Genomic DNA, 24,090 nt, shown 5'->3' with positions numbered 1-24,090 from the left:
GTGCGCGGCCAATGGCCGGCGGCCGCGCGCAACAAAAGGGAAACAACAATGAAAACGGAACAATTGACGCCCGTGCGCAGCGCGCACCCGGTCGATCCGGCCGTGCGGGCGCGCGTGATGGCAGAACTCGCGGAAGTCGAGCGCCGCCACGACGTGACCGTGCTGTTCGCATGCGAATCGGGCAGCCGCGGCTGGGGCTTCGCATCGCCGGACAGCGACTACGACGTGCGCTTCGTGTATGCACACCGGCGCGACTGGTACCTGAGCGTCGAACCGCAGCGCGACGTGATCGAGCGGCCACTCGACGACGAACTCGACGTCAGCGGTTGGGAACTGCGCAAGGCGCTCCAACTGCTGCGCCGCTCGAACCCGACGCTGCTCGAATGGCTCGACTCGCCCGTCGTGTATCGCGAAGACGCGCGCTGGGCGCCGCGGCTCAGGTCGCTGGCGTCAGCGTTCTTCTCGCCGGTGCGCGGGCGTCATCACTACCTCGCGATGGCCAAGAAGAACTTTCGCGGCTACCTGCAAGGCGACACGGTGCGTTACAAGAAGTACCTGTACGTGCTGCGGCCGCTGCTCGCGGTACGCTGGATCGACTCCGGGCTCGGGATGCCGCCGATGCGCTTCGTGGATCTCGTCGACGGCACGGTGCACGAGCCGGCGGTGCGCGCGGAACTCGACGCGTTGCTCGCGCTGAAGATGAGCGCGAACGAAAGCGAATACGGGCCGCGCCGGCCGGCGATCCACGCGCTCGTCGAGACGATGCTCGCCGATGCCGAACACGATCGCGAATACAAGCGACCGTGGGGCGACGTGGCGATGCTCGACGCGTTCCTGCGCGACGTGGTCGATGATCGATGAAAGGCGAACGGCGCGACGCCTGCGGGCATCGCGCCGTATTTGCATCCGCACCTGCCCGGCCCATGCACGCGAGCAACGGTCGTGCCCGCACACTACGCGTCGTCTTCACGATCGCAACGCATTGCGGCGGTATACTCGATGCCGTTCGGTGACGCGCGCCGCCGCATGCGCCGCAGCCTTCGACCTGCCCGCTTGCTGACGATGCGCTTGCAGCCCGACGTCTTCCGCGCGCCCATCCACAGTCGATACGAAACGTCATGTCGCACCGCCTTTCGCTCGCCATCGCCGCCCTCCTCGCCGTTTCCCCGATCGTTGCCCAGGCTCGCCCGCTCGCGCGGCCGCCGGTCGAGCGCGAATTCAAGAGCTGGTCGGTCGTCTGCGACAACGGCAATCGCTGTATCGCGGAAAGCCATGCCGACGATATCGACGATGCACGCACCGGCCTGATCCTGCGCGTGACGCGCGATGCCGGCCCGGACGCGCAGCCCTCGCTCGATCTCTACGCATCGGCGCCGATCGACTTGCGCACCGCACGCGTCGATGGCCGGCCGTTCGATGCGATGCCGGCGCAATGGCATGCGTTCGGCGACAAGTCCAGCGATCAGGCGCACCCGTTCCGGATCCGGACCGACGATCCGGCAACGGTGGCTGCGTGGCTCGCCGCGGCGCGCAATGCGCAACTGCTGAGCTTCGGCGATCCGGCATCGGCGCCCGCCGCTCGCACGCCGTTGTCGGGACTGAATGCCGCGCTGCTGCTGATCGACGACACGCAAGGCCGCGTCGGCACGGTCACGGCGTTGCTGCGCCCGGGCCTCAAGCCTGCGTCGTCGGTACCGGCCGCGCCCGCGTTGCCGCCCGCGGTCACGCCCGCCCCGCCGCCCGTGTCGAATCTGTCGGCCGCCGAACAGCGGCCGCTGGTCGACGCGGTACTCGCGAAATTCGGCGCCGACGTGAAGCAATGCGCGGCCGATGTCGAAGACGAAATGTCGGCGAGCGATCGCAGGAAAGCGTCGAGAGCCGTCGCGATTTCGTCCGACGAGGCGCTCGTCGCGATTCCGTGCCAGACAAGTAGCCTATATAACCACACCGACCTGTGGTATCGCGTGCGACGCACCGCCCCCTACGCGCCGGCCGCGATGAACTTCGGCGAGAACGCGAGCGCGGGTCTCGATGCTGCGTCGTTCGCGAACGAACTGACCGACGCCGGCTACGATCCCGCGAGCGCGACGCTGTCGAGCACGGTCCGGCTGCGCGGCGCGGGCGATTGCGGCTCGACCGCGTCGTGGGTCTTCGACGGTCGGCGCTTCGTACTCGACGGCCTCGCGACGCACAGCACGTGCAACGGCCTGTTCCGGGACCAGTGGCCGCGCCTGTATCGCCGGGCCGATGCGGCAGGAAACCGCTGACGCACGCATCGCACCGAAACACGCCGGCAGACATAACCGATAACAAACCGAGGGGCCGTACCATGTATCTCCCGTTCATCGACGCGTCGCGCAACCCGACCGCGACGCGGCGCACGCGCGGCTGGCGTGGCGCGCGTGCGTTCGCGCTGGTCACCGTCACCGCAGTCACCGCGTTCGCCTTCTCGCCAGCAAACGCGGCAAGCACCGGCGATTCAGTCGAAATCCCGTTCTGGTCGCGTAACTGGACCGGCACGATCGGCAACCGGCATGTCGAAGTCTCGCTGTCGCGCGTGGCCGACACGGTATCGGGCTCGTACTGCTACGCGCCCTGCACGTCCGACAAACGCTATCGGCTCGCGTTGAAGGGAACGCTCGACGCGCACGGTGTCACGCTTTCGGAACGCGACAGCGGCGCGAAAGCCAACGCCGATCGCGTAACGGGTACGTGGCGCGCGGCATCCTTCGACAACGCCGTGACCGGCACGTGGGCATCGCCGGACGGCAAGCGCACGCTGCCCGTCTCGCTCGCACCGAAACAGGACGGCAGGCCGTTCCCTTACGAGGTCCGCCTCGTCGCCGACAAGCTGCCGGACGACAGCAGTTCGTGCAACGACCCGCCGCACGTCTTCGCGATTCGCCTGTACGACCGCGGCCGCCTCGTGCAGACACTGCAGACGGATTCGCAAGGCACCTGCGGCCTGCCCACGCCCGAATTCGCCGACGTGAACTTCGACGGCTGGCCCGACCTGATGCTTGCGCAAGGGATGGGGGCGAGCCCGAACATTCCGTACCAGACGTGGATCTTCAACCCGAAGACGCGGCGCTTCGTCGATGCGCCGCAGGGACTGCAAGACATCACGTCGCCGGATTTCGATCCGGTGCACCGGATCATATGGACGAACTGGCGCGCGAGCTGCTGCGAGCACGGCGTGACGACGTACCGCTGGCAGGGCAACGACGTGAAGGAGGTCGACTCGGCGAGCAGCTACTTGCTGCCCGTGCTCGACGGGAATACGCGTCGCTATTGCTACGTCGTACCCGGCTACGGCGACGGTTACATCGAGTTTCCGCAACGCATCGAGCAGACCGATGCCGGACTGCGCTCGACGCTCGGTGCACCGAAGGATTGCGAGGTGGGCGATTCGCCGCAGATGTCGCGCGTGTATATCGACATCTGGAAGCCGGGCGCGGCGGGCAGCGCCCCGACGCTCGTGCGTACCGAAAAGGTCGCTTGGAAACGCACGTCAACGCGCGCCGGCATGAAGTTCTGCCCCGACGTGCCGTTCTACGACAACGGCCGCATCCGCCGCATCCTGTTGCGCGACGATCCCGACCAGTGCAGCGACTCGAATCCCGACGAGAGCTAGCATGCGGTACGCCCGCACGGGCGTACCGGCGTCATGTCACGCGGCGCCGACGATCGAAATCGACGGCACGAGCGTTGCCGAGAAGTAAGCATCCAACTGGTTCCAATGATCCTGATTCATCAAGTATCCCTTGTGCGCGGAAGAAGGCATTTTATGCACCGCCCCGCCATAAGCAACAAACCATTCGTTCTAAGGGTTGCCGCGCACGTGCTCCTATAATCGCTCGACCATCACAACAACAGAAGGAGCACCCATGACCGATCAGGCCGTATCGAACTGGCGCCTCGAAACCATCGCAGTACACGGCGGTTATCGTCCCGACCCGACCACGCGCGCGGTCGCCGTCCCGATCTACCAGACCGTTGCGTACGCATTCGACGACACGCAGCACGGCGCGGACCTGTTCGACCTGAAGGTCCAGGGCAACATCTACACGCGGATCATGAACCCGACGACGGACGTGCTCGAGCAGCGGATCGCCGCGCTCGAGGGCGGTATCGGCGCGCTCGCGCTCGCGTCGGGGCAATCCGCCGTCACGTACGCGATCCAGACGATCGCCGAAGCGGGCGACAACATCGTGTCCGCGAGTTCGCTGTACGGCGGCACCTACAACCTGTTCGCGCACACGCTGCCGCAATACGGAATCACCACGCGCTTCGCCGACCCACGCGACCCCGCGTCGTTCGAGCCGCTGATCGACGCGCGCACGAAGGCGATCTTCGCGGAATCGGTCGGCAACCCGCTCGGCAACGTCACTGACATCGCCGCGCTCGCCGAGGTCGCGCATCGCCGCGGCATCCCGCTGATCGTCGACAACACGGTGCCGTCGCCGTACCTGCTGCGCCCGTTCGAGCACGGCGCGGACATCGTCGTGCATTCGCTGACGAAGTATCTCGGCGGGCACGGCACGAGCCTCGGCGGCGCGATCGTCGATTCGGGCAAGTTCCCGTGGGCCGAGCACGCGGACCGCTTCAAGCGGCTCAACGAGCCGGACGTCAGCTATCACGGCGTCGTCTATACCGAAGCGTTCGGGCCGGCCGCGTATATCGGCCGCGCCCGCGTGGTGCCGCTGCGCAACATGGGCGCGGCGATCTCGCCATTCAATGCGTTCCAGATCCTGCAGGGAATCGAGACGCTCGCGCTGCGGGTCGAGCGCATCAGCGACAACGCGCTGAAGGTCGCGCAGCATCTCGCGCGCCACGAACACGTCGAATGGGTGAATTATGCGGGCCTGCCCGATCACCCCGACCATCCGCTCGTCGCCCGCTACCTGTCGGGCCGTGCGCCGGGCATCCTGACGTTCGGCGTGAAGGGCGGCCGCGACGGCGGCGCGAAGTTCCAGGATGCGCTGAAGCTGTTCACGCGGCTCGTCAACATCGGCGACACGAAGTCGCTCGCGACGCATCCGGCATCGACGACGCACCGTCAGTTGTCGCCGGCCGAACTCGCGAAGGCCGGCGTGAAGGAGGAAACGGTGCGACTGTCGATCGGCATCGAGCATATCGACGACCTGCTCGCCGATCTCGACCAGGCGCTCGCGCAGCTTTGAGCGAAACGGGCGCGCCGGCTTGCCGGTGCGCCCGCATCGAACCGCTTGACCCTGGAGCGGCTTCAAGGTGTTCAATCCCCGGTTGATGCCGGGGCGACGCCCGGCGCGTACGATCGTGCAACGCCCCCTGCGCTGCGATACGCCAACCGCCGAGAGACCCCATGACACCGACCGCGAAGCTTGCGCTGCTCACGTTACCGCCCGTGCTGGCGGCCTGTTTTGGCGCCCTCGCGGCCGCGTGGCGCGCGCCCGGCCCGAAAACGTCGAGCGTGATCCAGCATTTCACCGGCGGCATCGTGTTCGCGGCCGCCGCGCTCGAACTGCTGCCGCAGGACCGCGCGCATGCGCTGTTTCCGGTCGTCGTCGGTTTCGTGCTCGGCATCGCGCTGATGCTGGCGATTCGCGCGCTGTCGGGCGCGATCGAGACACGTTTCGAGGAAGCGCGCTTGCCGGTGAGCCTGATCATCGTCACCGCGATCGACCTCGTCGTCGACGGCCTCGTGCTCGGCATCGCGTTTTCCGCGAGCGACGAAAGCGGCATCATCCTGACCGTCGCGCTGACGCTCGAGGTGCTGTTCCTCGCGCTGTCGGTCAGCGCGGCCTTGGCCGCGGCCGGCATCGGCCGCATGCTGTCGATCGTCGTACCGGTCGTGCTCGCGGCGCTGCTGAGCGTCGCGGCCGTTGCCGGCAATGCGGCGTTCGCCGGACTGCCCGCGAATATCTATGCTGCCCTTCTGGGGCTGGGTACCGTCGCGCTGCTGTACCTCGTCACCGAAGAACTGCTGGTCGAAGCGCACGAGGTGCCCGAAACGCCGTTCGCGACGGCTTCGTTCTTCATCGGGTTCATCGTGTTCTTCCTGATCGAAGGATCGGTGAAGGCCGGGTAAGCCGCGTGCGATGGCGCGACGGTTACCACGTCGTCGCGCCGGTCGGATAGGTATCGACGATACGTGTGCCGTTGACCGGCGTGACGCCCTCGTTGCGCAGCGCGGTCCACAGGTCGATCGCATGTTCGCGCGACTTGCGGCTGCCGTCGTCGGTCAGCACGTTCAGCGCGATCACTTCGTCGCGCGTCGTCAGTTGCAGCTGTTCCTTGAGCTTGCGCGACTGATGCGACGCGCTACGGACGTCGCCGAGCACGATCCGTTTCTCCGTGACGGTCGGCGCGTCGCCGGCATCGGCCGGCACGAACGTCAGCCGGCCGCTGGCGACTTCGCATTGCCCGCGCGCGAATGTCGCGGTCCACGCGCCAGCCGGCACGGCAGCCAACTCGCAGCGCATCCGCTCGTTCACGCGACTGCCAACGTCGTGCGCCGATGCGTGCGACAGCGCACGTTCCGGCCAGCCTGCGGCCATTGCCGCCGTCGACATCAGACACGCCGCCAGCACGATCCCTTTTGCGATAGTACGCATCGTATGCTCCTCTTCGTATGGAGTGCGGTGGCCGGCACAGCGCCGGCTGACAAAAATGTCATGTTGCGATCAGGTTCGCGATGCGCCGCGTCGCTACCATCGAACGCGTCACGGGCCAGCCCGTTCCCACCCACGCAGCGGGTCGCGGCCGCACGGCACGATCACGCATTAGGCCCGGGCTCGTCGAGTGCCGGGCCGTTTTTTTACGCGTGTCCGACACTCACCGCACCGAATTGCGCTGCGGGTACACGCACGGATGCGCTTTCACATACAGGTTCGGATTGCCGCAGCGATGCCCGGCATAGTCGACCTGCTCGCCGGGCATCAGGCCGGACGGCACGGGTTTGCGGCCGACTGCGGCGGCAGTGGTCGCAGTGTCGGAACGTGTCGGCGCACAGCCCGCGAACAACGGGACGATCAAGGCTGCGATCAAGGCGAGGCGAATGACGGGACGATGCAATTTTCGGTCCGGAATGAAGGGCTGAACGGCGCCGCCCGCGATCGATGCCGCTATCGCGACCGGCATGCACGCCGCCGGCACGGTCGGCCAACGGCAGACTTCATGTTCCGCTTCCCGCTCATCGCACCCATGACGCGAACATGACGGTTGCGTCATGTCGGGTGTGTCCACACGGGGCCCGCTCGCGCCCCGCAATCTGACGCATTTTTCATCTCGCGATCACGATCACGCATGGCTGCTTTCGCATACTGGGTCCATGGTTCGCCACCCCGGCGGCCCTGATCAAGGAGAGCATTCAATGAAAAGCGCAAACCTCGCAGCATGGTTGGTCGTCGCCACGCTGTCGCTCGGCATGGCCACGCAGGCCGCATTCGCCCAGACGCAAACGCAGGGCAAGACCCGCACGCAGGTCGTCAATGAACTGAAGCAGGCGCAGCACGACGGCATCGTGCCGATCAGCAAGACGCAGTACCCGCCGACCGGCGAGCTCATCGCGCGCAACAAGGAGCTACACGAGATCTCGGTGCATGGCGGCGAGCAGAAGCCGCAGACCGACGACCACGACAGCCTGGCCGCGAAGCAATGATGCGCGGCCGCACGGGCGCCGGCAGCGCGCGCCGCGCGGCTGTCTCACCGCGAACGCGCAGGCGTGGCCGCGCGCGCTGTCAGGTGCGAGTAGCGGCCGGCCGCTCCGGTTCGGCCGGCCTTCGCGGAAAGCGCAGCCAGAAGGTCGTGCGGCGGCCCGGCTCGCTGTCGACGCCGCATTCGCCGCCGTGGTTGTCCATGATCGACCGGACGATCGCGAGGCCGAGCCCCGTGCCCGACGCCGAATTGTGCCGCGACGGATCGACGCGATAGAAGCGCTCGAAAATCCGCCCGACATGTTCCGCGGCGATGCCGGGCCCCGTATCCGACACGGCGATCGTCGTCGCGCCGCCCTGCTCGACGCAATCGATCGTCACGACGCTGCCGCGCGGCGCATAGGTCAGCGCATTCGACAGCAGGTTGCTCAACGCGCGCTGATACAGCGTCAGATCCGCGTCGACCCACGCGTGGCCGTCGACCTTCACGGTCACGCCTTCATCTTCCGCCAGCGGCTCGTAGTATCCGGCCACCCGCTCCGCCTCCTCGGCCGCATTCAGCCGCCGCACGCCGATCGACGTGCCGGCCTGTTCCGAACGCGCGAGAAACAGCATGTCCTCGATCATCCGCGACAACCGCTGGTATTCGTCGATGCTCGACTCGATCACGCTCCGGTATTCGTCCGCGCCGCGCGGTTGCGACAGCACGACCTGCGCGGCCGCCTGCAGGTTCGTGAGCGGCGTGCGCATGTCGTGCGCGAGATTCGACGAGAACTGGCTCAGCCGCGTGAACGATTCGTTCAGCCGTTCGAGCATCCCGTTGAACGCATGCTCGAGCTCCTTCAACTCGCCGGACGTATCGAGTTCCGGCAGCGGATGCGCGAGCCGGCTCGTCGACATCTGCTCGGCACGCGCCGCGAACCGCCGCAGCGGGCTCAGCCCGAGCGCCGCGATGCCGTACGCGATCGCGGCCGCGAGCACCACGCCGAACACCTCGATCACGACGATCGTGTAAGCATGCGTGCGCAACAGCAGCACGTCGGCGCTGCGATCGTACTGCACGGCGACGCGCACCACGGGCGCACCCGCGCCGGCGAGCGGTACGGCCGTCAGCAGGTACTGGTGCCGTGCGCCCGGCGGCACGACGCCGACCGGCACGCGCCCGGTGTTCATCGACAGCAGCGGCGCGTACGGGCGGAAGCCGGGCGTGCCGACGACGCGCGCGCCGCTGGCATCGAAGATCGCGAGGTCCATGTTCGGGTGACCGTGCAACTGGTCGATCCAGATGTCGGTGTCGCGCGCGACGTCGGCCGTCGTGCGCGCCTCGGCCAGGTGCGCCCCCAATGCGGCGGAAATGCCGGCCATCTGCTCGGCTGCCGTCGTTTCGACGCGATTGCTCAGCGCTTCGTACAGTGCGACGCCGCTCGACGCGAGGATCACCGACGTCGACAGGATGATCAGCGCGGTCAGCCGGCCGCGCAGCGTCCGCGGCAGCAGGCGCGCGATCATGCGGCCGCGCCGCCGCGCGCTTCGAGCACGTAGCCCATCCCGCGCACCGTGTGGATCAGCTTCGGTTCGTACGCGTCGTCGATCTTCGAGCGCAGCCGGCGGATCGCCGAATCGACGACGTTCGTGTCGCTGTTGAAGTTCATGTCCCACACCTGAGATGCGATCGTCGCGCGCGGCAGGATCTCGCCTTCGCGGCGCATCAGCAGCCACAGCAGCGCGAACTCCTTCGCGGTCAGCAGGATCGTGTCGCCCTGCCGCGTGGCCTTGCGGCGCGTCAGGTCGAGTTCGAGATCGGCCACGCGCAGCGTGTTCGAATCGCGCGGTTGGCCGCGCCGCAGGATCGACTTGATGCGCGCGGTCAGCTCGACGAAGTCGAACGGCTTCGCGAGATAGTCGTCCGCGCCGAGCTCGAGCCCCTTCACACGATCGCCGACGTCGTCGCGCGCGGTGAGGAACAGCACGGGCGTCGACTTGCTGCGCCGCAGGTTCTGCAGCAATGTCCAGCCGTCCTGCCCGGGCAGCATCACGTCGAGCACGAGCAGGTCGTACTCCTCCGTTTCGGCCTGATGCTGGCCCGTGATGCCGTCCTCGACCCAGTCGACGACGTAGCCGGCCTCGGTCAACCCCTTGCGCAGATACGCGCCCGTCTTCGGTTCATCCTCGACAATCAGAATTCGCATCACGCATTACCCTTGAAGAAACGCAGCCGGCGCATCATGCCCGCGCCGAACCCGCCGCGCAACGCCGCGCGCCACGACACCGCGTGGCTGACACGGTACAGCACCGGCAGCACCAGCAGCGTCAGCGCGGTGGACGACAGGATACCGCCGATCACGACCGTCGCGAGCGGGCGCTGCACCTCGGCGCCGGTGCCGGTCGCGAACGCCATCGGCAGGAAGCCGAGCGACGCGACCAGCGCGGTCATCAGCACGGGCCGCAGTCGCGTGAGCGCGCCGTCGCGCACCGCGGCGTCGAGCGGCACCCCTTCGTCGCGCAGGTTGCGGATGAACGAGATCATCACGAGACCGTTGAGCACGGCCACGCCGGACAACGCGATGAAGCCGACCGCCGCCGTGATCGACAGCGGAATCCCGCGCAGCCACAGCGACACGACGCCGCCGCTCAGCGCGAACGGAATGCCGGTGAATACGAGCAAGCCGTCCTTCACGTTGTTGAACATCACGAACAGCAGCACGAACACCATGAACAGCGCGAGCGGCACGACGAGCTTCAGGCGCTCGCTCGCGCTTTGCAACTGCTCGAACTGCCCGCCCCACGACACCCAGTAGCCGGCCGGCACGCGCACGTCCTGCTGCAACTGCTCGCGCGCATCGGCGACGAACGAGCCGACGTCGCGCCCGCGCACGTTCGCGCTGACGACCACCCGCCGCTTGCCGTCCTCGCGGCTGATCTGGTTCGGGCCGGGCGCCACGTCGATCGTCGCGAGCTCCGCGAGCGGCACGTACGGCGCCGCCGCGAGCGGCGCGCTGGCGCCGGCCGTCGGCGCGGGCAGCGCGATCGGCAGCCGCTTGATCGCCTCGATGTCGGTGCGCAGCTCGTCGGGCAACCGCACGACGATGTCGAAGCGGCGATCGCCCTGGAACAGCGTACCGGCCTTCTGCCCGCCGACGGCCGCGGCCACCGAATCCTGCAGGTCGGCGACGCTCACGCCGTAGCGCGCGAGCTTGTCGCGGTCGAGGTTGACGGTCAGCACCGGCAGGCCCGTGGTCTGCTCGACCTTCACCTCCGACGCACCCGGCACCTTCCGCAACGCGGCCGCGATCTGTTCGCCGGTCTGGTTCAGCACGGCCATGTCGTCGCCGAAGATCTTCACGGCGACGTCGCTGCGCACGCCCGAGATCAGTTCGTTGAAGCGCAGCTGGATCGGCTGCGAGAACTCGTAGGCGTTACCCGGCAGCTCGGCGAGCGCTTCCTCGATCTCGCTCACGAGCTGCTCGCGCGGCTTCTTCGGGTCGGGCCACGTATCGGCCGGCTTCAGCATGATGTAGCCGTCCGACAGGTTCGGCGGCATCGGGTCGGCCGCGATCTCGGCCGTGCCGGTGCGCGCGAACACGCGCTCGATCTCGGGGAAGCGCGCCTTCAGCGTCTTCTCGATCGACTTCTGCATCTCGACCGACTGCGACAGGCTCGTGCCGGGAATTCGCAATGCGGCAACGGCCAGGTCGCCTTCGTTGAGGCTCGGGATGAACTCGCTGCCGAGCCGCGTGGCGAGTCCGAGCGTGGCGAGCACGATCGCGCCCGCCCCGATCATCACGCGTGCCGGGCGCGTCATGAAACCGGCGAGCACCGGTTCGTACGCACGCCGCGCCCAGCGCATCAGCCGGTTCTCCTTCTCCTCGACCCGCTCGCCGATGAATAGCGCGACGGCTGCCGGAATGAACGTGACGGTGAGCACCATCGCGGCAGCGAGCGCCATCACGACCGTGATCGCCATCGGGTGGAACATCTTGCCCTCGACGCCGGTCAGCGCAAAGATCGGCAGGTACACGACCATGATGATCAGTTGCCCGAAGATCAGCGCGCGGCGCGCCTCCTGCGATGCGCCGAACACTTCGGCGAAACGCTCGTCGCGCGTGAGCGGCCGCCCGGCCGCCGCCTGCGCATGCGCGAGCCGCCGCACGCAGTTCTCGACGATCACCACCGCGCCGTCGACGATGATCCCGAAGTCGAGCGCGCCGAGGCTCATCAGGTTCGCGCTCACCTTCGCGTTGACCATCCCCGTGAAGGTCATCAGCATCGACAGCGGAATCACGAGCGCGGTGATCAGCGCCGCGCGAATGTTGCCGAGGAACAGGAACAGCACGGCGATCACGAGCACCGCGCCCTCGAGCAGGTTCTTCTTCACGGTCGCGACGGCCTTCTCGACGAGCACCGTGCGGTCGTACACCGGAATCGCGTTCACGCCGGCCGGCAGCGTGCGGTTCACGTCCTCCATCTTCGCGGCGACGGCCTTCGACACCGTCCGGCTGTTCGCGCCCATCAACATGAACACCGTGCCGAGCACGACTTCCTCGCCGTTCGACGTCGCGGCGCCCGTGCGCAGTTCGCGGCCGACGTCGACGACGCCGACGTCCTTCATCCGCACCGGCACGCCGCCGACGTTGGTCAGCACGATGTTCGCGATGTCGTCGACGGTGCGCGCCTGGCCCGGCACGCGCACGAGATACTGCTCGCCGCGCTTTTCGATGTAGCCGGCGCCGACGTTGTCGTTGTTGCGCTCGAGCGCCCGCACGACGTCGGCGAGCGTCAGCCCGTACGACATCAGCTTCGCCGGATTCGGCGCGACGCGATACTCCTTCACGTAGCCGCCGATCGAGTTGACCTCGGTCACGCCGCGCACGTTGCGCAGTTGCGGCCGCACGACCCAGTCCTGCAGCTCGCGCAGGTCGGCCGCCGTGTAGCGCGTGCCGTCGGGCTTGCGCGCATTGGCGTCGGCTTCGACGGTCCACAGGTAGATCTCGCCGAGGCCCGTCGACGTCGGGCCCATCGCGGGCGCGACGCCGGCCGGCAGCTTGTCCTTCGCTTCCTGGATGCGCTCGTTGACGAGCTGCCGCGCGAAGTAGATGTCGGTGCCGTCCTTGAAGATCACGGTGACCTGCGACAGCCCGTAGCGCGAGATCGAACGCGTCTGTTCCAGCCCCGGCAGCCCGGCCATCGCGGTCTCGACCGGATAGGTGATGCGCTGCTCGGCCTCGAGCGGCGAGTAGCCGGGCGCGGACGTGTTGATCTGCACCTGCACGTTCGTGATGTCGGGCACCGCGTCGATCGGCAGCCGCTGGTAGCTGAACACGCCCAGCGCGGCCACGGCCGCGATCGCCAGCATCACGAGCCAGCGGTGCGCGATCGCAAAGCGGATCAGGCGCTCAAACATGTCGGGATTCCTTGAAACGGGGTACGGTCGCACGCGCCGGACGCGCTGCGCGGCCGGTCAGGCGGCGGATCGGAAAGCGCGCCGCATATCGGGCCGCCAGTCGCGCCACGGCGCACGCGTATTGCTGCTCATTCATGTTCCGCGCTCCCCTTGCCGAGTTCGGCCTTCAACACGAAGCTGTTCGTCGCCGCGTATTCCTGGCCCGGCTCGAGCCCCTTCAGCACTTCGGTCGCGCGTTCGTCGCGCCGCCCCGTTTCGACGGCCTGCGCGACGAAACCCTTCGGCGAACGCACGAACACCGCCGGCGCGCCGTCGACGTCCTGCAGCGCGTCGCTCGCGACCGCGAGCGGCACGCCCTGGCGGCCCGCGTCGACCGACACGTTTACGAACATCCCCGGGCGCCACACGCCGTCGGGGTTCGGCAGCACGACGCGCGCCGGCGCGGTGCGCGTCTGTTCGCCGAGCAGCGAGCCCACGTACGCGATCGGGCCGCTCGAACGCGATTCGAACGCGGTCGCGCTGACGGTCGCATCGCGGCCCACGCGCACGTCGTTCAGCCGCTGCGCCGGCACGGCCATCTCGGCCCACACGGTCGACAGGTCGGAGATCACGAACATGCTCGCATCGGCGGCGATCGCCTCGCCGGGCGTCGCATGCTTCTCGACGATCGTGCCGGCGAACGGCGCACGCAGTTCATACCGGTTCAGCGCGCCCGCGCCCGCCGGCGCGTTCAGCGCGGCGAGCTTCTGTCGCGCGTTCTGCACGGCGATCTCGGCCTCGCGCAACTGCACCTGCGCCTGCTGATAATCCTGTTCGGCCGAGATGCGCTCCTGCCACAGCGTGCGTTCGCGCTCGTAGGTTGCGCGCGCACCCGACAACCGGCGCTCGGCCGTCAGCAGTTCGCTGCGGCGGTCCGCCAGATCGGTGCTCGCGATCACGGCAAGCACCTGCCCCTTCGCGACGTTCTGCCCGAGCGACACCGATACCTGTTCGACGATGCCGGCCACACGCGGCACCACGTGCGCGGTGCGATCCTCGTTGAACTTGATCTCGCCCGGCAACTGGAACGGCGTCGCGATCTGCGCGGGGCCGGCCTTCGCGAGCGCGATCTTCGACGTCGCCAGTTGCGCGTCGGTCAGCGCGACCGCGCCGTCGGCGCGCGCGAACGGGAACGATGCGGCGTCGTTGCCCGCCTTCACGTCGATCGTCGCATCGAATACGTGCGGCTTCGCGATCGACTGCGCGGACACGAATTTCTGGCCGGCCGCGTCGAACCGCAGCGGCTCGTGCGTGCGGTCGTACCGCACCAGCGTGCCGGACACGGTCACGCCGTGGGTCGCGGGCTTGCCGTCGACGAACGGATAGACGACGAGCCGCGCATCGCCGGGCTTTTCCGTCATCACGATCTCGACGGACAGCCTGCCGCGCTTGAGCACGACACCGCCGTGCGCGCCGGCGCCGTCGGCCGCCTGGGCGGATTCGGCGGCCGTCGGCGCCGATGCGCCGCTCCCGCCCCGCGCGACGGCGAGCGCGCCGAGCACGATTCCTGCGCCGCCGAGCACGGCTGCCGCAATGATGAAAATTCTGCTGCGTGACATGGTGATCCTTCAGTCAAGAGGGGCGCTCATTGCGCGCGGGCAGCGAGCGGCGTGCCGACGAGCCGGTCGATATCGGCACGGGCCGTATGCGCGTCGGCGAGCGCACGGACGTATTGCGACTGCCCCTGGAACAGCGTGCGCTGCGCGTCGAGCACGTCGAGGAAGCTGAACTTGCCGAGTTCGTAGCCGCGCGACATCGCGTCGAGCGCGACGCGCGCGGCCGGCAGGATGTCGGACTTCAGCCGCTGCGCTTCCTGCTCGGCAGCCGCGAAATTCGCGTACGCCTGCGTCAGTTCAAGCCGCAGCCGCGTGCGTTCGCGGTCGAGATCGGCGCTCGCGCGCTCGGCCTTGTGCGTCGCCTCGAGCAGCGCGCCCTTGTTCGTGTTGAACAGCGGAATCGGGATCGACACGCCGACCACCGCCTGGTTGTCGGGCACGCCGCCCGTGGTCACGCGCTTCACGCCCGCGCTGACGGTCACGTCCGGAATGCGGCGCGCGCGCTCCAACGACACGGCCGCGTTCGAGCGCAGCATTTCGGCACGCGCGATTCGCGCGAGCGGCGCATCGTCGAGCCGCGCGATGAGCGCGGACAGCGGCTCGACCGACGGTACGGCTTCGAGATCGCCGAGCACCGCAAGCGGGGCGTTGCGCGCTTCGCCCATCACCGCGTTCAGCTTCTCGCGCGCAACGTCGACACGGCCGCGCGCGGTCACGACTTCGATCTGCACGCCGGCCGCCGCCACCCGGGCCTTGGTCGCCTCGACCGGCGACACCTTGCCGGCCTGCGCGCGACGGGCCGCCAGATCCGCGGAGCGCGCGGCGATAGCGGCCGATTCCTCGGTCACCTGAAGTTGACGCTGCGCGGCGAGCAGCCCGTAGAAGGCTGCGATCACGTCGGCGCGCACCGCCGCGCCCTGCTCGTCGAGCGACGCGCTGGCCGATTCGCTGCCGTACGATGCGACGTCGAGCCGTGCGCGACGCTTGCCGCCGAGTTCGATCGTCTGGTTGATCAGCGCGGTCGACGTGCGTTCCGCTCGGCTGAAACCTTCCTGCAGGAACGACACTTCGGGGTTGGGCCGCGCGCCGGCCTGCATCAGTGCGCCGGCCGATGCATCGACATCCGCGCGCGCGCCGCGCAGCGCCGGGTTGTTGCGGGCGGCGACGGCGAGCGCGTCGGCAAGCGTCAATGACGACGCAGGACGTGCGCCGGATGGCGGTGCGCCGATCGGGGCGGCAGCAGCCGGAGCCGTGGCCGGCCCCGGCGACAGCGATGGCTGCGCATGAGCCGTCGCGGCCATCGCGAATACGGCGGCCACGGCGAGGTTGAGCTTGAACATGTTCGGTTCTGCGGTAACGGTTTGCGACCGATGCTACGGACCGGCCGCAGTGCGAACATGAGGCGAAGATGATATTTCCGTCATGTTGGGCGCAACCGTACGCAGACGTGCGGTGCCCTGCGGGGACGGCGTCCCCTCTCGACGATCAGGAAGATGCGGTGAGCGCGCGGCACGATGGCCGCACGAAAGAATGCAGACGTTCGGAAATGCGACACGCGCGGGCCATACGCCCCGCGCGCGAATCAGGTGACGTGCTGCTTTCCCCGCCGCCGCTGCACGAGCCAGTCCAGCAACTGCCGCCCGTCGCGTTCGCCGAACCACCTCGCGTGCCCGATCAGGTAACCGTCGTACGCCACGTCGACGATATCGGGCGCGTTGACGATACAACCGAAATACGCGACTTCCGACAGCGCGAACTCCGTATGTACGATCGGCAGCAGCGCGACCAGCGCCGCATATGCGTCGTCGCTCAGCGGTTCGAGCGATTCGTAGCCGTCGAGCAACGCGTCGATCTGCTCGTATTCGATGCGCCGCGCATCGGCCGGCGCCATCCAGTCGACCGTGTTGCGCTCGATCGCGAGCGCGAGGTCCATCACGGCGCAAGTACGATCCGACAAGCCGAAGTCGAGCACGGTCCGCACCTGCGCGCCGGGCCCGGCGTCGGCCCACAGCAGGTTCGACGCATGCCAGTCGCCATGCGTCCACAGCGGCGGCAACGCAGGCAGCAGCGGCACGAGGCGCGCGTGATACGGGCCGATCGCGTCGGCTACGTCGCCGCGCCAGTCGCGCGCGCCGAGCGCCCTGACGAGCAACGGTTGCGCCGTGACCCAGCGTTCGAGCGCACCGACAAGATCGCTCGACGACAACACGCGAAAACTCGACAGCAGCGGGCGAACCGGCCGCGCCGGCGCATCGTAGCCGGCCGACGCGCGATGCAGCTCAGCGAGCGCGCGGCCGGCCGCATACGCATGCGAAGGATGCGTGAACGGCTTCCACGACATCACGCCGCGATACGCGTCGACACCCGGCGCGACCACGTGCACTTCATACGTCCAGTCGCCGGATGCGAACGCGGTTGCGCCGTCGCGACCGGCGAGCACGTCCGCCACCGGCACGCCGTGTGCGCGCAGATGCGCGATGAAGCGATGCTCTTCCTCGAGCCCCGCGACGTCGCGCAGGCTCGCATGATGACGCTTGACGAACAGCGCGCGCTCGTCGGTCGTGCGCACCAGCACGGCCGCCGAGAACGGCCGCGGGCTGTGCCACGTGAGGCGCGCGGGCGCGCCGGCGCCATCGATCCGCGCGAGCACGGCCGCGACTTCGTCGTGCGTGATCAGCGGCCAGTCGCGTTCGGCCTGTTCGCCGTCGACGCCGAACTGCGGCGGCGCGACCTCGCGCGCCTGCGCGGCGTCACGCGATGCCGGCGCATCCGGTTCGAGGGGAAATGACATGAACGACGTAGCTCCGTGGTTGAATCGGCTGCGAATCAGCCGGCCGGGCTCGCGCTCGCGCGCAGCGTCGCGGCCGTGCGGCTCCAGTCGCGCCAGCCGACCACGGCCAGCCCGATGAACAGCGCATAGAGCCCGGCCGTCAGATACAGCTCCTTGAACACGAACATCCCGACGTACACGACGTTCACGACGATCCACAGCCCCCACGACGCGATGTAGCGCCGCGCCGTCCAGTATTGCGCGACGAGGCTGAACGCGGTCAGCGACGCGTCGACGAACGGCAGCGCCGCATCGGTCCAGCGCGCCATCATCCCGCCGAGCAGCGCGCTGCCGACGACGGCCGCGACCAGGTCGGGCAGCATTTGCATCGGGCGCACGCCGGTGACTGGCGCGACATCGCCGGCAGGCGCCGCCTTGCCGTCGGCACCGCCGTCGGCCTCGCTCGCCCGCTGCGCGAGCCAGCGCTGCCAGCCGTACACCTGCAGCACCGCGAACGCGCCCTGCAGCAGCATGTCCGAGTACAGTTTCGCGTCGAAGAAGATCCAGCCGTACAGCGCGACCGACGCAAGGCCGACCGGCCAGCACAGCATGCGCCGCTTCGCGGTCAGCCAGATCGCGAGCGCGCTGACGATCACGCCGGCGATTTCGAGTGGGGACATCGTCCGTGCTCTCCTGGTGGGCTGCCGGGGCCGCGCGTCATGCGCCCGTTTCCGGCCGATCAGAAATCATAGGTCAACGACACGCGCGCGGTGCGCGGCGCACCCGGGAACAGGTACGCATCGCCCTGCTGCTCGCCTGCGTCGCGCCAGTAGAACTTGTTGAACAGATTGTCCACCGACACGCGCAACACCGTGCGATGGCCGCCGATCTTCGTCGTATAACGCGCGCCGAGATTGAACACGAACCACGACGGCACGCGCGCGGTACCCTCTTCGTTCGCGTTGCGCGCCGCGCTGTACTCGACGCCGCCGAGCACGTTCAGGCCCGCGACGTCCGGCACCGCGTAGTCCGCATACAGCGACGCGCGCAGCGCGGGCACGTTGATGATCTGATGCCCTTCGTAGGCCGGCGACCCCGAATCGTATGCGCGGGCGCGAATCGCCGCGACGCTGGCCGTCAGCCCCAATCGTTCGGTCACGCGCCCGGCCGCGCCGAGCTCGATCCCCTGGTGCCGCTGCGTACCGCGCTGCACGAACGTATAGGACGATCCCGACGCGTCGGGATCGGCGAACTGGAACGGCTTGCTGATCGAGAACACGGCGGCCGTGAGGCTCAGCCGGTCGAGCCAGTCGTATTTCGCGCCGACTTCGATCTGGTGCGATTCGACGGGCGGCAGGAACGCGTACGCGTTGGTCGCGCGCACGGGCGCCTGGTCGCCGAGCGACAGCGCCTTGCTGTACGACGCATACAGCGACAGCACGTTCACCGGTTTGTAGACGAGCGCGACCTGCGGCAGGAACACCGAGCGGTCGGTGTGCGTCGTCTCGCCGTCGAGGCTGCTCCAGCTGCGCTGGCGCAGCAGCACTTCCTTGCCGCCCGCGAGCACCTGCCAGTGTTCGCCGAGGCTGATGCGGTCGAGCCCGAACACGCCGTACTGCCACGCATCGAGGCGTGGATACGACGGCCCGGGCGAATTCGGCGACGGCGGGAACGTCAGGTCCGGCCCGTAGATATTCTCGCTACCCACGTAGTCGTACACGGCGTCCGCCATGCTCACGACGCGGCGCTGCACGCTTACGCCGAGCGTCAACTCGTGCCGCAGCGGCCCCGTCGCGAACTTGCCCGTCGTGACCGCGCGCAGATCGTCGTTGCGCCGGTATTCGCCGGGGCTGCGGAAGTCGTACACGTCGTAGTCGCCGTTCGCGCCGAAGAAGAACGGCGACGTCGCACCGGCCGCGCAGCTTGCCGCATACGAACAGCCGTACGCGAACGCGCTGTTGTCGTCGATCATCGTGCGGCTGCGGCCGGCGGCGATGTACGCGTTCCAGTCGTCGTTGAACCGATAGTCGAAACGCGCGTTCAGGTTCAGCGCGTCGGTCGTCACCGGTTTCGCCCACGGCTGCGTGCCGAGCGCTTTCGACGTCGTCTTGACCGACGGCACGACGGTGCCGCCGAGCAACTGGTAGCCGGGCGCGGAACGCTGGATCCACTGCTGGAATTCGGCGTTGAGCTGCAGGCTCGCGCGCGGGCTGATGTCCCAGTCGGCGGCGATCGACCCGAACGTGCGCCGCCCGTTCGTGCCGTCGATATAGGAGTGCATGTTCTCCTTCGCCGCATTGATCCGGAACCCGAACTGATGGTCGGCACCGAAGCGGCGGCCAATATCGACGGCCGCCGACGTCGAGCCGCGGCTGTCGACGCCAGCTGTCACGCTCGCGACGTTCGCGGAGCGCTTCGTCACGAAGTTGATCACGCCGCCCGGCGCGACGATGCCGCTATCGATGCCCGCGAGCCCTTTCAGGATCTCGACGCGCTCCTTGTTCTCGAGCGGCACGTTCTGCTCGCCGGACACCGTCAGCCCGTCGATCCGGATCGCGCTCGCGAGATCGACCGGAAAACCGCGGATCGCGAAGCCTTCGAAATAGCCGACCGGCGCATAGTCGTTGACGACCGACGCATCGTTGCGCAAGACGTCGCTCAAGCGCTTCGCCTGCTGATCGTCGATCAGCGCGCGCGTGATGACGTTCACCGACGCGGGCGTGTCGCGCAGCGGCGCGTCGTCGAACCCCGCGACCGACGCTTCGCGCGCCCGCAGCGGGTGGCCGCGCTCGCCGCTCACCGTGATCGCGGGCAGCGTCGCGCTGCCGGCCGCGTCCGCGCCCGATGCGGGCGTGTCGCCCGGAGCCGCGGCGGCCTGCGCCGCGAAAAGCGTGACACCGAGCCCGACGCCGAGCCCGACCGTCGCGCGCCGCCGCCGTGCGCGTACCGCTGTTGTTCTATTCACCGTCATTGTTCTGGATGGAAAACTCGCCACTCGACCCTGTCGAAACCCGTTACGAAGCTGCAAATCGTGCGCCCGCGAACGCCGCCGCGCCCGTCGCCGGACGCATGCGTCGATACGATATTCATCAGACGAACCGGACGATACAGCGCGCAAGCGGGCAGACCGATCGGAAACACGCAGGATGGGACATCGGATTCGGATGACGCGCCGGAAACCGACGCAGCGGCCGACAGGTTCGTCGAGGGCGGGTCGGAAGGCCGGCTGCATCGCGCGGTCGTCATGCGGGGGACGCTTCGAACGCCCCGGTGCGGGCGGCGGACACTGGCGCCGGCCGTTCAACGGAACGGCGGCGTGCCCGGCTCGCGCGACATCGCGGCGTGGCGCGCATTTTACCCCGGGCGGGGCGAAGGGCCGCGGAACCGGGCGGAACGGGGAACAGGAGACAGGAAAGGCGGGAACGGGAACAAGCGGCTCGGGCAGCGCGACAACGGCGGCAATGCGGTCGCGATGCGCGTCGTGCGTGCCGGCCTCCGGCGCCGGCGTCGTATGCGCCGGTCGAGCGGCCTGAAACCGGAGCGGAGAAAGCGGCCCGCTACCGGTTCGCCGGCCGTTCGCTCAAAAGCCCTGCATCGTCACGGTCGGATCGACGACCAGATGCACGACGCCGTAAATCACCGCGCCAACCAGCAGCGCAAGCAAAATCGCGACGAACGGCAACAGCGTGAAGTTGGCGTTCGCGAGATCGGTCGCGTGCGCCTTGCTGTTGCGCACGCCGAAAAAACTCCACAGGACCAGGCGGACCATGCCGAGCAGTTTCATGATGAGCTCCTTTCATCGAATCGGTTGACGCTATCGTCGATCCGGACGGCATCCGAAAAAAGAAGCAGTTGCGCGCGCTTTTCGCGCAGCAGGCGATCTGCGGCGGCATGTCGCACACGCGTCAGCAGTCGAGCACGAGCGGCTCCCTGGCCCCTTGCGCGGGCCGCGCGACACACGGCAGCGCGCAGCCGGGTTCGATCGCCGCATCGGGCGCTCGCTCGTAGTCGACCGCGCCGGACAGCACGCGTGTCGCGCACGTGCCGCACGAACCGGAGCGGCATTCGGACGGCACGCTCACGCGCTGCCCTTCCGCGAATTCGAGCAGCGTGCCGTCGGCGGGCGTCCACGCGGCCTCGCGCCCCGCGCGCCGAAATACGACCGGCACGCCTGCCGCCGCGGGCGTGGCAGCCGCGCGGGTCGCACTGCGCGAGACGCTCGACGGCCCGAATGCCTCGAAGCGGATGCGCTCGTCCGGCACGTTCAGCGCGCGCAGCCCGTCGTACAGGTCGCGCATGAACGCCGCCGGCCCGCACAGGTAGAAATCGTAATCGTCGAACGAAAGGAGCCGCTTCAGTTGCGCGACGTCGATCCGGCCGGCCCGCGCGGCCGAGCGTTCGTCAGGACGACTGTCGAACCAGTGAAGCGACATGCGTGCATCGGCGGCCGCGATGCGCGCCAACTCGGCGGCGAACGGCCGGTCGGCCGCTTCGCGCGCGCCGTGCACGAACACGATGCGGCGCGACGGCGTATCGTCGGCCAGTGCGCGGCGCAGCATCGCGACCATCGGCGTGATGCCGATACCGGCCGACACGAGCACGGCCGGCCGCGGGCTCGCGAGATCGAACGTGAAACGGCCGCGCGGCATCTGCGCATCGAGCGTCATGCCGGCCTGCGCGTGGTCGTGCAGCCACGCCGATACGCGTCCTTCCCGCTTCACGGTGATCCGGTAATGCGCGCCGCCCGGTGCGTCGGACAGCGTGTAGCTGCGGATCGTCGGTGCATCGCTGCCCGGCAGCGCGATGCGCAGCGTCAGGTGCTGCCCGGCTTCGTACGCAGGCAATGCGCCGCCATCCGCGGGTTCGAAATGGAACGACCGGATCGCGCGCGCTTCGTCGACGATTTTCGCGATCCGCAGCGGCCGCCATGCGGGCGCCTTTACCGGCGCGGCCGCGGACGGCACCGGTCCGGCCGTTGCCGGCGCGGGACCCGACGCCGCCGCCATCGCCGCGAACTGCGGCGCACGCTCGACCGCCGACCACCGGAACGGCAGCACCGCCCGCATGCGCCGCACTTCCCGCACATGAAACCGCACGACGCGCTGCGCGCCGTCGAACGACGCGACGACCGGCCCGTCCCACACGATCTCCGCGTGCGCGGCGACATACAGCAAATCGCCGCTTTCGAAATCGATGAACAGCAGCCCCGCGCGCGGATCGTGCCGCAGGTTGCCGAGCGTATTGAAGAACCGATTGCCGCTGAAATCCGGCGTGGTCAGCGTGCGCGCATCGTCGACGCGCACGAAGCCCGGCATCCCGCCGCGATGCGACACGTCGGCGCCGCGCGCCGCACCGGCCTGCGCCGACGTGTTCGCGCTCGCGACGAAGAACGTGTCGGCCTGCGCGAGCAGCGCACGATCCGCGTCGCTCAGCGCATCCGACACGTCGGGCGCGACGGCGGCCCCGACCTCCCGCGCGACGAAAGTCGGCTTGCGGCCCTGGATGTATTTCGCGCAGTTGCCGAAGCTCTGCTCGACCGCGATCGTCAGCGCATCGCCGTCGACCGCGCGCACGACGCCGTTCACGCGATTGCGGCGCCGCGTATCGAATTCGATGCCGAGCCCGCCGAGCGGCGCGCCCGCGTGCCATGCGCCGGCGAGCGGATCGCCCGGCAGCGCGGGCGCCGCGATGCGCAGCGTGCGCGGGTCCGGCGACGTGACGAAACCCGGCGCACCGGCCCGCAGCGTCGCCCACGGCTGGCCGTGCGCATCGACGCCGCCGAGCACGAAGAACGGCAGTTGCGCGAAAAACGTCCGGTGCTGGTCCGGCATGAAGCGCCGGATCCCGCGCCGGCCGGCCGCGCCCGCCGCGTCCGCCACGCCTGCGCGCTGCTGCACGGCAAGCTCGCCCGCGTGAAACGGCGCGGTATCGAGTTCCCACCCCGGTACGACGGCGGTCGGCGCGTTCATCTCGTTCTCCGTGGACAGATGCGTTGGCGGCAGGCGTTACGCGGCGAGCAGGCCCGCGCGCGTCGTCGGCATCGCGACGAAACCCGGCAGCGCCTCGATACGCGCCAGCCACGCGCGCACGTGCGGATACGGTTCGAGCGACACGCCGCCTTCCGGTGCGTGCGCGATGTACGTGTACGCGGCGACGTCCGCGATCGTCGGCTGCGCGCCGGCCGCGAACGGCTTGCCGGCCAGCTCGCGATCGATCACGTCGAGCACCTTCGCGGCCGTACGCTTGGCCGCTTCCGCGTCGAGTTGCGCGCCGAACACGGTCACGAGCCGCGCGGCCGCGGGGCCCGACGCGATCGGGCCGGCCGCGTACGACAGCCAGCGCTGCACGACGGCCGCGCCGACCGCGTCGTCCGGCAGCCAGTGTGCGTCGCCGTAGCGCTTCGCGAGATACACGAGGATCGCGTTCGAATCGGCGATCACGGTGCCGCCATCGTCGATCACCGGCACCTGCCCGAGCGGATTCAACGCGAGAAACGCCGGTTCGCGTTGCGCGCCGGCCGCAAGATCGACGTCGATGGTCTTCGACGGCAACCCGAGCAGCGACAGGAACAACCGGACACGGTGCGCGTGCCCGGACAACAGGAACGAATAAACGCGGATCGGCGAGGCAGGCTTGCTGGCGGCAGACATGGAAACACTCCGGAATCTCGCGTCGCCGGGAATCGGC

19 protein-coding genes are annotated in these 24,090 nt (G+C 68.7%); 6 read left to right on the top strand and 13 right to left on the bottom strand.

Annotated elements, in window-relative coordinates; genetic code table 11:
- Positions 1 to 48 precede the first annotated feature (48 nt).
- The 5 genes from CFB35_RS18810 (at position 49) to CFB35_RS18790 (ending at position 6,070) form a co-directional block, all read left to right on the top strand.
- Positions 49 to 861 (top strand): nucleotidyltransferase domain-containing protein, encoded by an 813-nt coding sequence (locus tag CFB35_RS18810; RefSeq protein WP_059580270.1) that lies wholly within the window; start codon positions 49 to 51, stop codon positions 859 to 861.
- A 257-nt stretch (positions 862 to 1,118) separates the two neighbouring features.
- A complete protein-coding gene (locus CFB35_RS18805) occupies positions 1,119 to 2,267 on the top strand; it encodes a DUF1176 domain-containing protein (protein WP_059580267.1) in 1,149 nt (382 codons plus the stop codon).
- A gap of 62 nt (positions 2,268 to 2,329) precedes the next feature.
- A complete protein-coding gene (locus CFB35_RS18800; protein ID WP_059580264.1) occupies positions 2,330 to 3,634 on the top strand; it encodes a hypothetical protein in 1,305 nt (434 codons plus the stop codon).
- 253 nt (positions 3,635 to 3,887) lie between these two features.
- Entirely contained in the window at positions 3,888 to 5,183 is a 1,296-nt protein-coding gene (locus CFB35_RS18795) for an O-acetylhomoserine aminocarboxypropyltransferase/cysteine synthase family protein (protein WP_059580261.1), read from the top strand.
- Between the two features lie 161 nt (positions 5,184 to 5,344).
- The gene (locus tag CFB35_RS18790) at positions 5,345 to 6,070 is read left to right on the top strand and encodes a ZIP family metal transporter (RefSeq protein WP_059580259.1); all 726 of its coding nucleotides are present in this window, start codon (positions 5,345 to 5,347) and stop codon (positions 6,068 to 6,070) included.
- Between the two features lie 22 nt (positions 6,071 to 6,092).
- On the opposite strand, the gene CFB35_RS18785 is transcribed toward CFB35_RS18790, so the two are convergent.
- Positions 6,093 to 6,596 carry a hypothetical protein gene (locus CFB35_RS18785; protein ID WP_089465426.1) on the bottom strand — a complete coding sequence of 168 codons (504 nt, stop codon included), beginning with the start codon at positions 6,594 to 6,596 and terminating at the stop codon, positions 6,093 to 6,095.
- Between the two features lie 220 nt (positions 6,597 to 6,816).
- A complete protein-coding gene (locus tag CFB35_RS18780; protein ID WP_226094218.1) occupies positions 6,817 to 7,212 on the bottom strand; it encodes a hypothetical protein in 396 nt (131 codons plus the stop codon).
- A gap of 142 nt (positions 7,213 to 7,354) precedes the next feature.
- Between CFB35_RS18780 and CFB35_RS18775 the strand changes: the two genes are divergently transcribed.
- Positions 7,355 to 7,642: a DUF4148 domain-containing protein gene (locus CFB35_RS18775; RefSeq protein ID WP_059580250.1), complete on the top strand. Its 288-nt coding sequence runs from the start codon at positions 7,355 to 7,357 to the stop codon at positions 7,640 to 7,642.
- Positions 7,643 to 7,721: 79 nt separating this feature from the next.
- Here the strand turns inward: CFB35_RS18775 and CFB35_RS18770 are convergent, their stop codons facing one another.
- From CFB35_RS18770 to CFB35_RS18715, 11 genes are all read right to left on the bottom strand, one after another.
- Positions 7,722 to 9,146, bottom strand: coding sequence for a heavy metal sensor histidine kinase (locus CFB35_RS18770; RefSeq protein ID WP_059580248.1), 1,425 nt, complete (start codon positions 9,144 to 9,146; stop codon positions 7,722 to 7,724).
- Entirely contained in the window at positions 9,143 to 9,826 is a 684-nt protein-coding gene (irlR, locus tag CFB35_RS18765; RefSeq protein WP_006490455.1) for a heavy metal response regulator transcription factor IrlR, read from the bottom strand. Before irlR ends, CFB35_RS18770 begins: the two co-directional genes overlap by 4 nt.
- The gene (locus CFB35_RS18760; RefSeq protein ID WP_059580245.1) at positions 9,826 to 13,038 is read right to left on the bottom strand and encodes an efflux RND transporter permease subunit; all 3,213 of its coding nucleotides are present in this window, start codon (positions 13,036 to 13,038) and stop codon (positions 9,826 to 9,828) included. The genes irlR and CFB35_RS18760 overlap by 1 nt, the downstream gene beginning before the upstream one ends.
- Before the next feature lie 128 nt (positions 13,039 to 13,166).
- On the bottom strand, positions 13,167 to 14,636 hold the full coding sequence (locus tag CFB35_RS18755; RefSeq protein ID WP_179231763.1) for an efflux RND transporter periplasmic adaptor subunit: 1,470 nt from the start codon (positions 14,634 to 14,636) through the stop codon (positions 13,167 to 13,169).
- A gap of 26 nt (positions 14,637 to 14,662) precedes the next feature.
- Entirely contained in the window at positions 14,663 to 15,973 is a 1,311-nt protein-coding gene (locus CFB35_RS18750) for a TolC family protein (protein WP_089465424.1), read from the bottom strand.
- Positions 15,974 to 16,215: 242 nt separating this feature from the next.
- Positions 16,216 to 17,424, bottom strand: a complete 1,209-nt coding sequence (locus tag CFB35_RS18745; protein WP_060011758.1) for a phosphotransferase enzyme family protein — start codon at positions 17,422 to 17,424, stop codon at positions 16,216 to 16,218.
- Between the two features lie 35 nt (positions 17,425 to 17,459).
- Positions 17,460 to 18,083 (bottom strand): nicotinamide riboside transporter PnuC, encoded by a 624-nt coding sequence (gene pnuC, locus CFB35_RS18740; protein WP_059644631.1) that lies wholly within the window; start codon positions 18,081 to 18,083, stop codon positions 17,460 to 17,462.
- Between the two features lie 59 nt (positions 18,084 to 18,142).
- A complete protein-coding gene (locus CFB35_RS18735) occupies positions 18,143 to 20,374 on the bottom strand; it encodes a TonB-dependent siderophore receptor (RefSeq protein WP_089465423.1) in 2,232 nt (743 codons plus the stop codon).
- A gap of 609 nt (positions 20,375 to 20,983) precedes the next feature.
- Entirely contained in the window at positions 20,984 to 21,187 is a 204-nt protein-coding gene (locus tag CFB35_RS18725) for a DUF2970 domain-containing protein (protein ID WP_006486164.1), read from the bottom strand.
- Between the two features lie 121 nt (positions 21,188 to 21,308).
- Positions 21,309 to 23,372, bottom strand: a complete 2,064-nt coding sequence (locus CFB35_RS18720; RefSeq protein WP_089465422.1) for a pyridoxamine 5'-phosphate oxidase family protein — start codon at positions 23,370 to 23,372, stop codon at positions 21,309 to 21,311.
- Positions 23,373 to 23,408: 36 nt separating this feature from the next.
- Positions 23,409 to 24,053 carry a glutathione S-transferase family protein gene (locus CFB35_RS18715; protein WP_059580227.1) on the bottom strand — a complete coding sequence of 215 codons (645 nt, stop codon included), beginning with the start codon at positions 24,051 to 24,053 and terminating at the stop codon, positions 23,409 to 23,411.
- Positions 24,054 to 24,090: the final 37 nt, after the last annotated feature.

The organism is Burkholderia sp. AU16482, assembly GCF_002223285.1.
GTDB lineage: Bacteria > Pseudomonadota > Gammaproteobacteria > Burkholderiales > Burkholderiaceae > Burkholderia > Burkholderia semiarida.
This window is presented reverse-complemented; position numbering and strand designations above follow the sequence as displayed.